Source organism: Argonema antarcticum A004/B2 (assembly GCF_023333585.1).
GTDB lineage: Bacteria > Cyanobacteriota > Cyanobacteriia > Cyanobacteriales > Aerosakkonemataceae > Argonema > Argonema antarcticum.
On record NZ_JAIQZN010000008.1, the window covers coordinates 38,021 to 51,553 of the forward strand.

The 13,533-nt window shown below is 44.0% G+C and carries 8 protein-coding genes; 5 read left to right on the forward strand and 3 right to left on the reverse strand.

Going from position 1 to position 13,533, the window contains the following annotated elements; all coding sequences use genetic code 11:
• Positions 1 to 93: 93 nt before the first annotated feature.
• From LAY57_RS05310 to gyrA, 3 genes are all read right to left on the reverse strand, one after another.
• On the reverse strand, positions 94 to 1,881 hold the full coding sequence (locus LAY57_RS05310; RefSeq protein WP_249065278.1) for a hypothetical protein: 1,788 nt from the start codon (positions 1,879 to 1,881) through the stop codon (positions 94 to 96).
• A 75-nt stretch (positions 1,882 to 1,956) separates the two neighbouring features.
• A complete protein-coding gene (gene lnt, locus LAY57_RS05315) occupies positions 1,957 to 3,480 on the reverse strand; it encodes an apolipoprotein N-acyltransferase (protein ID WP_249065373.1) in 1,524 nt (507 codons plus the stop codon).
• A gap of 240 nt (positions 3,481 to 3,720) precedes the next feature.
• Positions 3,721 to 6,327: a DNA gyrase subunit A gene (gyrA, locus tag LAY57_RS05320; RefSeq protein WP_249065279.1), complete on the reverse strand. Its 2,607-nt coding sequence runs from the start codon at positions 6,325 to 6,327 to the stop codon at positions 3,721 to 3,723.
• Positions 6,328 to 6,791: 464 nt separating this feature from the next.
• On the opposite strand from gyrA, the gene LAY57_RS05325 reads away from it, so the two are divergent.
• The 5 genes from LAY57_RS05325 (at position 6,792) to LAY57_RS05345 (ending at position 13,495) form a co-directional block, all read left to right on the forward strand.
• Entirely contained in the window at positions 6,792 to 7,709 is a 918-nt protein-coding gene (locus tag LAY57_RS05325; protein WP_249065374.1) for a histone deacetylase family protein, read from the forward strand.
• A 171-nt stretch (positions 7,710 to 7,880) separates the two neighbouring features.
• Positions 7,881 to 9,302, forward strand: a complete 1,422-nt coding sequence (locus LAY57_RS05330) for a tetratricopeptide repeat protein (protein ID WP_249065281.1) — start codon at positions 7,881 to 7,883, stop codon at positions 9,300 to 9,302.
• Positions 9,303 to 9,342: 40 nt separating this feature from the next.
• A complete protein-coding gene (locus LAY57_RS05335; protein ID WP_249065282.1) occupies positions 9,343 to 10,989 on the forward strand; it encodes a Swt1 family HEPN domain-containing protein in 1,647 nt (548 codons plus the stop codon).
• A complete protein-coding gene (locus LAY57_RS05340; protein WP_249065283.1) occupies positions 10,989 to 11,315 on the forward strand; it encodes a hypothetical protein in 327 nt (108 codons plus the stop codon). The genes LAY57_RS05335 and LAY57_RS05340 overlap by 1 nt, the downstream gene beginning before the upstream one ends.
• Positions 11,288 to 13,495: a WD40 repeat domain-containing protein gene (locus tag LAY57_RS05345; RefSeq protein ID WP_249065285.1), complete on the forward strand. Its 2,208-nt coding sequence runs from the start codon at positions 11,288 to 11,290 to the stop codon at positions 13,493 to 13,495. The genes LAY57_RS05340 and LAY57_RS05345 overlap by 28 nt, the downstream gene beginning before the upstream one ends.
• The last annotated feature ends 38 nt before the right edge of the window (positions 13,496 to 13,533 follow it).

Sequence of the window (13,533 nt, forward strand, 5' to 3'; positions counted from 1 at the left end):
ATAACTTATTGGTTATATGCAGAGGTTAATTACCGGAACGCGAATGCCCCTACACCCTACTTAAAATGTACTCTATTACAGCGGGATGCTATATCAAACCACAGTAAAATTGGCTGCTGTCAGGGCAGCATTATGAAAGATAGTAATCGTGTTTTCTGCGCTAACCGTTACTACAGAGAAAAAGCCGCCTCCATCACTTGTACCGCTGCTAGTAATTGCCCCGAAAACACCAGCACCGCTAGTAAAACCAAGTCCAGCGGCTACTTGTACGATGTCATCAGCTACCCTAAAATCGCCAAAGCGATCTCTGCCAGCATCAAAGATAAATCGATCCCGACCATCACCGCCAAAAAGGTCGTCATCGCCGGGGCCACCTATGAGCAGATCGTCGCCAGAACCACCTGTTAGCTGATCGTTGTTTCGATCGCCAAAAAGAATATCATTGCCATCTTCCCCAGACAGGATGTCATTATTAGCACCACCCCTGAGTAAATCGTTTCCCGCATTTCCCAGTAGGTAGTCGTTACCAGCATTACCGTTGATGACATCAGATACAACCGTGCCAAAGATAGTATCATCACCGGAAGTTGATAAAGGTGGCGTTGAACCTTGCGGTTGCAAGTTAGGAATTCGGTAGCCAATATCTGCTAAAAGTGCCAAATCCATCCGTGTCGGCGAAATCCGAGTATTGGGGTAAGTTGGGTCCATAAGCACTGGCTGACCATCGCTTAAAACACCATTTCTTATATGACCTAAGTCCTCTTCTAGAGGAATAGGCTGGCCTCCATTCACAGCCCTGGCATTAAGGCCATTAAACGAAGATCCGGCACCTAATGTTTGAAAAATGGTTGAGGGGCCAATTCCCAAAATATGTCCGATTTCGTGCAAAACAACGCTGAAAAAATCAGTACTTCCGCCGGGAATATCGTTAGATGTATTGGGTGTGGGATCGAAGAACCAATTTGTTGTTGAATTAAATGAGAGAGTACCAACAAAAGGCTGAAATTTTGAGCCAGTCAGCCTATTATTGTAGATACTTCCATCTGCATCGTAACCATCGACTACTGATGCTGCTAGAGCGTCAGTAGCATCACCAAATGGAGTAGGAGCAGCTCCAAGGTAAATTCGCAAATCGTCAATATCAGAAGTTAAAGTAACTTCCTGAAATCCTCCCGTTTGAGGGTTTGCTATACTAAACTGAGTCCCTCCTGGGACATTTTTAAACTCGTTTTGGATGTAAGATTCCCAGACTCCAGCTGCTGCTTCTAAAACCGCTCTTCGTGTCGGGTCAGTCAAGAATCTGTTGGTATCAAAACTGTAGTCAAACTCGATATTGAAACTATTAATTGGTACACCAGGTCGGTCTTCTTCCTGACCGTAGACAATAAAGTGTTCAAATGCAGAAATTTGTCCTCCCGCTACAGCCCCTGCAATATCTGGATTTTGGCTCAGATAAAGGCTGGTATTGAACAGGGGACTGGGGTCGCGTCCTTCTCTGGCTCCATACTCAAGGAAATGGTCGTAGCTACTGCGAAATGTGCCATTGGTTACAGCTGATGCAATATCTGGATATCGGCTGAGATAATAACTGCTGCTAAAGAGAGGAATGGGGTCGCGTCCTTCTCTGGCACCATACTGTATGAAATGGTCGTAGGCGCTGCGAAAGATGCCATTGGTTACAGCGCCTGCTACATCGGGATACTGGTTTAGGTAATAGTTGCTATTGAATACCTGACTGCTAGCACGGTTTTCTCTAGCACCGGACTGTATGAAATGGTCATACCCAGTTGAGATTTCTCCTTTGAGAATTGCGCCGTAAACGTCGAGGTTATTAAGACGATAGAAGTTTTCGTCGAAAAAGGTGTTGATAGGAAGGGTCATAAAGGGGGGCGAGTGTTGAGGGGCTAGGGGCTAGGGGCTAGGGGCTAGGGAAGGAGGGAAGAGGGGAAGCAATTATCAATTATTATTCATCTTTTGAAGATGATATTCTACTGCCGGAGTGAGAGCGGCGAGTAGTAACAAAAGCGGTGTTAACCAATCTCCCCAACGGACATATAAAGTCTGACTCTGCTGACGATAAATTGTTGCCGCGTGTAGCTCATAAGTGTTAATTCTGGATAACCATTGGGTTTGGCCGTGAGGATCGATAATGGCAGAATAGCCTGTATTTGTAGCTCTTACGGCCCAACGTCCGGTTTCGATCGCTCTCATGATATCCTGGGCGTGATGCTGGGCAGCCATAGATGGTCTGTAATGGGCGTCGTTAGAAGCGCTGAGGATAAATTCGCCGCCATTGGCCGCTTGACGCCGGAAAAGCTTAGAAAAGGCTGAATCGTAGCATATCCCGACAATAGCGCGACCAAAGGGTGTATCGAATACTTGATTGAGCTTACCGTGAACTAGGTTCGCGTCTAAAGGGGAAAGCTTTTCAATCAGGCTTCCCAAAAATTCCTCAAAGGGAATGTACTCGCCTAACGGCACTAACTTTACCTTATTGTAGCGGCTGAAAATCTTGCCGTCGCCAGTGATGGTAAATAAGCTATTTGTAAGATTGCGACCTTGCTGTCCAAAACCTCCTACCCAGGCAATTACGCCTTTTTCCATAACTGCTGAGTAGAAGGAATGAGGAATCTGATTTGGATCTGTCCAGACAAAAGGCAAAGCCGTTTCTGGTATTAAAACTGCATCAACTCCTTGGTCGGCTAAGGTGCGATAACCTGTGGTATAGCCTTCAATTGCACGATACCATCCGGCTGAATTAAATTTGATTTTGTTGGGAATATTGCCCTGAATTATGCCGACTTTTAATGCTGTTTCTGGTGGCTGATTCAAAGGACGGTTATACAGTGCAAAGCCTATAAGGTGTAAACCTGCTAAGACGCTAATTACGATAATTAATTTAGATAAAATTACTCGATCTAAATTATGTTTCTCTTTGCCAATGCCCAATTCAGCAATTAGTCCGTTGACGGCTACAATTGCTGCTGTGATGGTGTTGGGGCCGGAGATTTGACCGAGGTGCAAAATGGCGAGGTTGTGGGGACTTTGGGTGTAAGAAATAGATGTCCACCACAAAGAACCGGAACTGCAAAGAGTTTCTAAACCGCACCACAAAGCTGTGCCAATCAAGATGCGAAATAAACTATTTTTTATGGGAGATTTGGGATTTTCTATTAAATGAAAAATACCTCTACTAGCAATTGCCCAAAAAACGACTACTGCGGCACCACAAAGGGAAATAAATGTCCAGCATAAGATGGTAATTAGTAAACTTTGCAGCCAGGGTACTCCCAGCCAATCCATCGGGTGAATGCCTGTTATCCAAAATGTGGCTGTGCTGTAATAACCACTTCCCCAGAGTAAAGGAAAAAGAAAGAATTTTGATTTTTTTCTTTCATACTTAACAAGTACAATCCAAAGGGGAATTAAGGCAATCCATGCTAGAAGCCAAGCACTTACTGGTGCTGTTGTCAATCCCATCAAGATGCCACTAATCAGGGCAATTATTAAGCGCAATTCCGGTTCTCCCGTAGTTGATGCGATCGGTAGAAATTGTCTGTTTTTATCGTTGGTTAAATTTTTACCACAGATGAAGACGGATGAACACAGATGAACACAGATAAGAATAAGAACACGAATTTTTTAGGCTAGTGATGCTACTTATGAAGGGCTAATTGGTAAGTTGTTGCGCTTTAGCGCTAAAGCGCAACAACTTACCCATTACTCTGCCTCTTCTTCTTCGCCGTTGGTGGGAGGAACTAGGGCGACGGCTGCGATCGCATCATCTTCATCCAAACGCTGCACGCGCACTCCCGTAGCCATGCGCGATTGCGGTGAAATCGCATTCACAGCTTGACGGATGATAATGCCTCGGCTGGTGACGATCATAAATTCATCATCCTGATTGACGATGTGTAGTGCAGCCAGTCGATCGGAGGTTTTGCGGAACTTGGTAGCGAGTAAACCCATACCCGCCCGATTTTGGAGGCGGAACTGAGTCACTGGCACCCGCTTGCCGTATCCTCCTGTGGTAATTACCAGCGCCCAAGGGCCATTCATTTCCGGTTTGAGATTGGAGATTTCAGATTCAACTTTGTCTTCTTCATTTTGCAATTCCAAATCTTCAATCTGCAATTCCTCACCGGCATCTGGAGCAGAATCTGGATTGTCTTCTATGTTGGCAATCACCGATCCCGGCAAAACGTCCATGCTAATGAGTTGATCGCCTTCTCTGAGAGACATCGATCTGACGCCTCGTGTGGCTCTACCCAAAGAACGCAATTGATCGTGGTTGGCTCTAAAGTGTATTGCCATACCATGACGCGACCCAATGATAATGCTATCTTCTGCACGAGCGCGTCGCACCCATCGCAGTTGATCTCCTTCTTCCAGGGAAATGGCGATTAATCCATTGGCTCTAATATTACTAAAAGCTGCCAGTTCTGTCTTTTTGATATAACCGCCGCTGGTTAGCATTACTAGGTATTCATCGCTGGTAAATTCTGCGACTGGTACGATCGAGGTGATTTTCTCATCTCGCGGAATTGGTAGCATTTGGACGATCGGTACGCCGCGTGCGGTGCGAGATGCAGTGGGAATTTGATAGGCTCTCAGGCAGTAGACGACGCCGCGATCGCTAAAAAACAGCACGCTGTCGTGATCGCAACAAGTTAAAAAGTGTTTTACGCCGTCATCTTCTTTCATGCGGTTAGCCGATTTGCCGCGAGTTCCCCGACTTTGGGCTTCAAAGGTGTTGATCGGCATCCGCTTAATGTAACCCTGTTCGGTTAGCAAAATCAGCGCTTTTTCGTTGGCGATCAAATCGGTGTCTTCGATTTCACCTTCTGCGAGTTCGATCGCTGTCCGCCTGGGGGTGGCAAAGGTGGTTTTTAGCTGAATCGCTTCGGTTTCAATGATTTCCAGAATCCGCTCGCGCCGCGCCAAAATGTCTTTTAAATCGACAATTTGCACTTGTAATGCGTCGTGTTCCTGCCGGATTTTCTCTGCTTCTAAAGCTGTCAATCGCCGCAATTGCATTTGCAGAATTGCATCTGCTTGCGCCTCGGAAAGTCCATAGGTTTCGATCATTTCCAGACGGGCTGTGGGGGCGTCAGCCGCGTGGCGGATCAGTTCGATGATGCGATCGAGGTTTGATAGGGCAATCAGTAACCCTTGCAGCAGGTGGTCTCTCTCTTCTGCTTTCCGCAGTTCGTGCTGAGTGCGACGGGTGACGCATTCTATGCGGAAATCCAGGAAGACGCTGAGGAATTTCTTGAGACTCAGCAATTGGGGCTCGCTATTGACTAGGGCGAGCATATTTGCCCCAAAGTTTGCCTGCAAGGGCGTTTGTTTGTAGAGGTTGTTGAGAACGACGCGGGGATAAGCATCTCGCTTGAGTTCGATGACGATTCGCATTCCGTCGCGATCGCTCTCATCCCGGATATCGGCAATTCCTTCTAACCGCTTGTCGTTGACCATTTCGGCGATTTTTTCAATCAAAGCGGCCTTATTGGTTTGGTAAGGCAACTCGGTAATAATAATCGCTTCCCGATCTGGACGGCCTCGATGCTCGATCGTTTCAATTCTGGCTACACCCCTCATGGTGATGGAACCGCGTCCGGTGGTGTAGGCTTCTTTGATTCCCGATGTTCCCAATATTTGCCCGCCTGTGGGAAAGTCAGGGCCTGGTATATACCGCATCAATTGGATATCGGTAAGCTCTGGGTCGTGGATCAGCGCCACCAAGCCGTCAATCAGTTCGCCCAGATTGTGGGGCGGGATGTTGGTTGCCATGCCTACGGCAATACCGGATGAGCCGTTGAGCAATAGCTGGGGAACTCTTGCTGGTAATACTAGGGGTTCTTGCTGGGAACCGTCGAAGTTATCGCCAAAATCAACAGTTTCTGCCTCGATATCCCGCAGCATCGCTTCGCTGGTGAGGGATTGCAGGCGGCATTCGGTGTAACGCATTGCCGCTGGTGGGTCGTTGTCAACGGAACCGAAGTTACCGTGGCCGTTGATCAGGGGCGATCGCATGGAAAAATCCTGCGCCATCCGCACCAAGGCGTCGTACACTGCTGTGTCACCGTGGGGGTGATATTTACCCAACACTTCTCCTACGACACGGGCGCATTTCCTAAAAGGGCGATCGGGCATCAGTCCCAATTCGTGCATCGCATAAAGAATGCGACGATGCACAGGTTTCAGACCATCCCTGGCATCTGGGAGTGCCCGACCTACAATTACGCTCATCGCGTATTCTAGGTAAGACCGGGACATTTCGTCCCCTAAATCCGTGGGGATAATCCGCTCCTGGGAAGTCGTCATACAGTGAAAAACTCCAAAAATGAGAGATTTAAGTCGCTATAATGCAAATAACTGAGAAATTAGCGACCCTGACTTTAAAGTATTGTCAAATATCATTAAAATTCTATCACATTTTGTCGTTCTTGGCTTTTTCAAGCACTAACGTGAAAATAACACTGTCCATATCGTAGAAGGGGTTTATCCAACCTCTCTCCAAACAGAGCCTGAAAATGATAAATGCAGACTGTAATGGTGCAGTCAACATCTTAAGAAAAGTAGCGGCGATTTTGGGGCTATACCTCGAAAAAGTCAGTAGCGGCGTATTGATATCGCCCTTAAGAATCCAACTCTGGATTAATTAAGAATCCCCCGCATTTCATGCGTGGGAAGTATCAAAAACCTCACTCTCCCATCGGCAGTCTATACTTGCTGCTATGGTGGAAAAAATCCCCAATGCCCAAGTTTTTGTCTACCCGGTTCGGACTATGCTACCCGTAATTTACTCTGACGAGTTCCTGCTGCACGATACTGGCTCATATCACCCAGAACGTCCACAACGCTTAACTGCAATTGTAAACGCTTTGCAGGCGGCACACTATGCTGACAAGTTGGAGTGGCAGGTGCCGACGCCGGTAGAGGAAAGATCTGTGATGCCTATGCTGGAAAAGGTTCACTCGCGATCGCATATTGAGAGAGTGCAGCGCATAGCGGAAAATGGCGGCGGACTTCTGGATGGGGATACGCCGATTTCTAAGAGTAGTTACGATATCGCATTGCTGGCGGTGAGTGCTTGGTTGGATGGGGTCGATCGCGTTCTAGCTACCTCAAACCCAGCTTTTGTGCTGGCACGTCCGCCGGGACATCACGCCGAACGCGATCGCGGCATGGGGTTTTGTTTATTTTCCAATGCTGCGATCGCAGCTTACTACGCTTTGTCACAACCGGGAATTAAGCGCGTTGCCATCCTAGATTGGGATGTGCATCATGGTAATGGCACGCAAAATATTGTAGAAAATCATCCACGAATAGCATATTGTTCTTTGCATCAGTCACCTTGCTATCCAGGAACGGGATATGCTGACGAAAGGGGAGAGTACAAAAACGTACTGAATATTCCGATGATACCGGGTAGCGCTGTGGCTGAGTATCGCATGGAGTTTGAATCGCAAGTGATGCCGTTTTTATCGAGATTTAAACCAGATTTTTTGATTGTCAGCGCTGGATACGATGCAAATGCTGCCGATCCGTTAGCGAGTATTGAATTGCTACCGCAAGATTTTGGCTTGTTTACGGATTATTGTTTGCAATTAACTCGGAAAATTTTGTTTGGTTTGGAAGGCGGTTACGATTTGACTGCGCTGGCACAGTCGGTTGTAGCGACGATCGAACGGTGTTTAATTTAAAAATAAAGAAACCCGGTTTCTTCGAGAAACCGGGTTTCTGCAACCTTGTTCTCGTGACCAGGTTGAACCCGATCGCGAATTCCCGGAGGTTCTACCTCCCAGCCGTGCAAGATCTCAAGCTAAAGAAACCAAGTTTCTACAAGCCATAACTTCTTACTAAGGTAAAAAATAATGATTCAAGTTGCTATCTTCGTTTGTGTCGGCTGGCTTTTATCAGTTTGTCTCCACGAATTCGGTCATGCGATCGTTGCTTATTGGGGTGGCGATACTTCTGTGAAAGATAAAGGTTATCTCACTTTAAACCCGATCAAATATACCGATTTTAATTTAAGTTTGTTTCTGCCGTTGATTTTTCTGCTTTTAGGTGGAATTCCCCTACCGGGTGCGGCAGTTTATATCGACCAGCGAAGACTACGCAGTCGTTGGTGGAAAAGTGCGGTTTCAGCAGCTGGCCCGATCGCAAGTATTCTAGTCGCGGTTTTACTGACAGTAATTTTTCGGTTTGGTTCGCCATTGCCATTAGGTGAATATAGATGGATATGGCCAGCTTTAGCATTTCTAACTTATCTAGAAATATATGTAGTTATACTCAATTTGTTGCCGATTCCAGGACTTGATGGTTATGGCATTATTGACCCTTGGTTGCCTGCTGAAATTCAAGAGCGATCGCGAAAATTCGGTCAATATGGAATTTGGGTTTTGTTCGCACTGCTTTGGTTCGTAGAACCGTTCAATAACCTGTTGGGAGGTTCAGCTTTTTCCATCAGTCAAATGGTTGGGATTCCATCGCGAATGGTGGGAGTAGGATATTTTTTATTCAACGAATGGGCAAAAGTTTTGCTAGTAGTAGCAATTGCGATCGCTTTCGTGGTTCGCCAGGTTACTCAAAAGCCGCACGATCGTCAGTACGAGCGAGGAAATAATAACATAAAACGGCGCAAATATGAAGATGCGATCGCAGCTTTTGACCAAGCTATTCGAGTCAAGTCGGATTTCCATGAAGCTTGGTATATGCGCGGTTATGCACTACTTCAATTACAGCGAGATGAAGATGCGATCGCAGCTTACGATAAAGCCATTGAAATCAAATCTGACTATTGGGAAGCTTGGCACGATCGAGGTATTGTGCTAGAAGTTTTGCAACGATATGAAGATGCGATCGCATCCTATCAAAAAGCGGTAGAAATAAAACCAGACTACCATCTAGCTTGGTACAAAATTGGCAAAATACTTAGTAACTTGCAGCGTTATCAGGAAGCAATTGCTGCCTACGATAAGGCCATTGAAATTCAGCCTAATGACGCGATGATTTGGACGGAAAAAGGGGTAGATTTAGGCTATGAAAAGGAATATGATGCGGCAATTGCTGCGTGCGATCGGGCAATTAAAATCAATCCGAGATATTTTTTAGCTTGGTATAACAAAGCTGGTTGTTATGCGGAACAAAAAAATGTAGATTTGGCGATAGAAAGTTTGCGGCAAGCTGTTAAAATTGACCGCGTTAAAGTTAAGGAATATGCGGATAAAGATACGAGTTTTGATTTTATTCGCAATCATCCAGATTTTAGAGAGTTGATAGGTAAGTGGAAATAGGATTAGGGATAAAACTTTTTGATTGGGGAGATTTAGAGAGATGAATCAGGGCGATCGCAAAACCAATAAAGAGCTAGTGGACAAAGCACTAGAAGATATTTTAGTACCGGGTATCAAGCCGTTTATCCAGCGTCAGATGAAGAAAATTTATGGCAAAAACTGGTTGCAGGATGCGCGGCTTGGTTTACAGGATTATCACTTTGAGGGAGATGACCTAAAATGGAAAGACCCCCAAGTTGTGCTGAAACTAATCATCGATAAATGGAATGATGCTTTTCGTGATGCGCCCCAACTTGGTTATTCTCAGCGCAGTCTAGTTAGTGAATTGCTGGAAGTCCGCAACGCAGTCAAGCATAACGATTTACAGAAATTTGATAATGACTATACTTACCGCGCACTTGATAGTATGGGGCGATTGCTGACTGCTGCGGATGCTAAGAAAGCAGCACAGGAAATAGAACAGCGAAAGGAAGAATTTAGGCGAAAAACTTGGGTAGATAATCAAGTTGAAGAAAAGCCAAAACAGGTAATTAGCAATCAATCAGCAGTTGCAGAGTCAGCGAAGGTAAATCATCAGTTTCAAGCGTTGATAGATGAGAAAACAGATGGTTTTGTTGGGCGTGAATTTGTATTTAAGGCAATCGAAAATTTTCTCGTAAGTCAGCCCAACGGTTACTTTATTATAGAAGCAGATCCCGGTATGGGAAAAACTGCTATTTTAGCTGAATATGTCCGGCGGACGGGGTGTGTAGTTCATTTCATTATTCGTTCTCAAGCTATCAACCGCGCCGATCAATTTCTAGAAAGTATTTGCGCTCAACTTATTTCGCGCTATAATTTAGGTTATCCCTCCTTAACATCTGAAGCTACGCGAGACGGCAAGTTTTTTGCTAAATTGCTCGAAGAAATTAGTGCAAAACTTAAACCAGGTGAACGGCTGGTAATTGCGATCGATGCACTGGATGAAGTAAATCAAACCGACCACTCTGGCGGAAATATCCTTTATTTACCTGTAGCTTTACCCAAGGGAGTTTATTTTGTTTTAACACAAAGAGCGATCGCTCTACCTTTAACAGTTAACACGCCTCCCCATCGGTTTAAGTTGATGCAGTATCAAGCCGAAAGTTTGCAAGATATCCAAACATATATTAGGCGAGAAATTGAGAAATCGCCGCAGCTTAAGGCGTGGATTGATGGACAAAGGTTGACGGGAGAAGATTTTGTTACTTTGCTTGCTGAGAAAAGCGAGAACAATTTCATGTATTTGAAGTATGTTTTGGAGGAAATTGAGCGGGGATTTTATCGAGATTTGAGTATTGATAATTTGCCGCAAGGTTTACAGGCTTATTATGAGGATCATTGGCGGCGAATGGGGATGATTGCTAAACCTTTGCCACGTCCTAAAATTAAAATTGTGTATGTTTTGGCGGAAGCGCGTAAGCCTGTTTCTCGGCAGTTAATTTGCGATTTTACGGGTGAAGATGCGTTGACTGTTCAGGATGTGTTAGATGAGTGGGAGCAGTTTTTGCGATCGCAATCTATCGATGGACAGCGCCGTTATAGTATTTATCACGCCAGTTTTCAGGATTTTTTGCATCGCTTAGATATCGTGCAAGCAGCAGGGGTAACGCTGAAAGATATTAATGCCATGATTGCCGATAATTTATCAGAGGAGCTTGGTTTGTAATGGGTGATTTAGGCGATCGTTTAGCAAAAATGTCACCGGAAAGGCGACACTATGCTTTGGAAACTTTACCGAGTCATTTAGCCGAAGCATCTCAGTCAGAACGATTTTATAAATTGCTGACTGATTTCGATTTTATCGAAGCTAAAATTTCTGCTTTGGGGGTGCAATCGCTAGTTGAAGATTACGATTTTGCTTTTAATCCTGATGTGTTGTTTTCCGAGGAAAAAGCAGAGAGTTTGAGATTAATCAAGGGGCGATTCGGCTATCGGCGCACATTTTGGAGAAGGATAAAACACAATTGGCTGGGCAATTGTTGGGGCGCTTGATGTCTTTTGATTTGCCAGAGATTAAGCTGTTGTTAGAAAAGGTGAAGTTGATAGTAAATGCACCTTGGTTGCGGCCATTGAAACCTAACTTAACACCTCCTGGTGGGCGTTTGTTACGGACTCTTATAGGTCATACAGGAGCTATATTAACTTTAGCAGTAACACCAGATGGCAAGTGGATAATATCTGGTTCGTCTGATAAGACTATCAAAATCTGGAATTTAAAAACAGGAGCGGAAATTTTCACTCTTATAGGTCATACCGATAAAGTAACATCTATCGCATTGACATCAGATGGTAAAAGGCTAATTTCTGGTTCAGATGATTGTACTATTAAAGTTTGGGATTTGGGAAACCAAAAGGAGCTTTTCACTCTTCAAGGCCACACTGAGTCAATCAATATTGTAACAGTTGCACCTAATGAAATATATTTTGTTTCAGGTTCAAAAGATAAAACTCTCAAAGTTTGGGCTTTGGAAACAGGAGAAGAACTTTGCACTCTGATAGGTCATACCGACTCCATATTAAGTGCAGCAGTATCACCAGATGGTAGTGAGGTGTGGACTGGTTCAAAGGATCAAACTCTCAACGTCTGGATGTTGGGAACTGAAGAACCTTTAAGTTATTTTCGAGGAAGATCAGTACCTTACATATCATTCACTTCAGATGGTAAGCAAAGGATTGTACAAATTGGAGAGGCTCAAGGAGATATAAATTTCTATATATGGGATTTAGAGAAATCAGGTTCACCGAGAATATTATCCGAATTATGCTATGAAGAAGAACTGAATAATGTAATATTTACAACCAATCCTAAGCAGGTATTTCATAGTTCATTTAGCGACCAGTTTGGGGCAAATATAGTAGCCTGGTCTTGGGAAGAAGAAACAGAAGAAATACTTTTTTCTTTTACAACTCATACAAGCTATATAACATCTCTCGCCATATCGCCTGATAATAAATGGATAATTTCTGGTTCAGTAGATAAGACTATCAAAGTCTGGAACCTGGAAATAAAAGAGGAAACTTTCACCCCTATGGAGCATGAATTTCCTTTAGAATATGTTGCTTTTACTCCCGATGGGAAGCGATTAATCTCTAGATCTCGAAGTGATGATACTTTACAAGTATGGAATTTGCAAACAGGTGAATCGTTTATAGAAGAAAGAGTATCTGCTCTCGCAGTAACCCTAGATAGTAAGTGGCTAATTTGTGCTTCTTTTTTCAATAGTATAATAGTCTGGGATCTGGAGACAGGTGAAGAAGCTTTCACCCTTCATGGCCATACAAATATGGTAAATTATTTGGCAGCAACACAGGATGGTAAGCGTTTAATTTCTGGTTCAGATGACAAAAGTATCAAAATTTGGAATCTCGAAACAAGAGAAGAATTATTGATACTGACAGGACATACTGGCGGTATAGCGAAAGTTTATGTAACTTCTAATGGCAAGCATTTAATTTCTAGTTCATGGGACAAAACCATTAAAGTATGGAATTTAGAAACCGGACAAGAAATTTTCACATTTGGAGATCATACTTTTCGCCCAGAAATCGAAACTAAAAGAGATGTGATTACAGTTAGTTTTGCCGTGAATATTGATGCAGTTATCCCTAATGACAAACTGGTTATTTCTAGTTATAACTCTTTGGAGTCCCAAGAAGTAATAATCTGGAGTTTAGAAGACGGAAAAGAGCTTTTTACTTTTAATGGTAAGTTTTTAGCGGTAACGCCAGATAGTAAGCGAGTTATTTTCCGTTTAAATCCTACTACTATACAAATTTATGATTTGCAACTGAAGAAAGAAATTTTTACTTTAGGAGGTCATACTGATTTTGTAAATAACGTAACGATTACCTCGGATAGTCTATGGATGTTTTCTTGGTCAAAGGATAGCACGATCAAAGTTTGGAATCTGGATATTGGAACTGAAGAATTTACTCTTCATGGTCATACAGATTGTATAAATTCTGTAGCGCTAACAGCAGATAACAAGAGGTTGATTTCTGCTTCATCTGACCACAGTCTGAAAGTTTGGGATTTAGCAACTCGAAAGGTAATCGGTACTTTTACTGGAGATAATGTGTTGACTTGCTGTGCTGTTGCACCCGATGGTGTAACGGTCGCAGCAGGCGAATCATCAGGAAGAGTTCATTTCCTGCGATTAGAAGGTTGTTAGCAAGCAATCAGGAAATCTTGCAGGGGTTTTGAGGAGCG

Excerpts from the sequence above, each read along its gene's own strand:
- LAY57_RS05330 (WP_249065281.1), top strand. The coding sequence starts at position 7,881 with ATGATTCAAGTTGCTATCTTCGTTTGTGTCGGCTGGCTTTTATCAGTT.
- LAY57_RS05340 (WP_249065283.1), top strand. The coding sequence starts at position 10,989 with ATGGGTGATTTAGGCGATCGTTTAGCAAAAATGTCACCGGAAAGGCGA.
- LAY57_RS05335 (WP_249065282.1), top strand. The coding sequence starts at position 9,343 with ATGAATCAGGGCGATCGCAAAACCAATAAAGAGCTAGTGGACAAAGCA.
- gyrA (WP_249065279.1), bottom strand. The coding sequence starts at position 6,327 with ATGACGACTTCCCAGGAGCGGATTATCCCCACGGATTTAGGGGACGAA.
- LAY57_RS05310 (WP_249065278.1), bottom strand. The coding sequence starts at position 1,881 with ATGACCCTTCCTATCAACACCTTTTTCGACGAAAACTTCTATCGTCTT.
- lnt (WP_249065373.1), bottom strand. The coding sequence starts at position 3,480 with ATGGGATTGACAACAGCACCAGTAAGTGCTTGGCTTCTAGCATGGATT.
- LAY57_RS05325 (WP_249065374.1), top strand. The coding sequence starts at position 6,792 with ATGCTACCCGTAATTTACTCTGACGAGTTCCTGCTGCACGATACTGGC.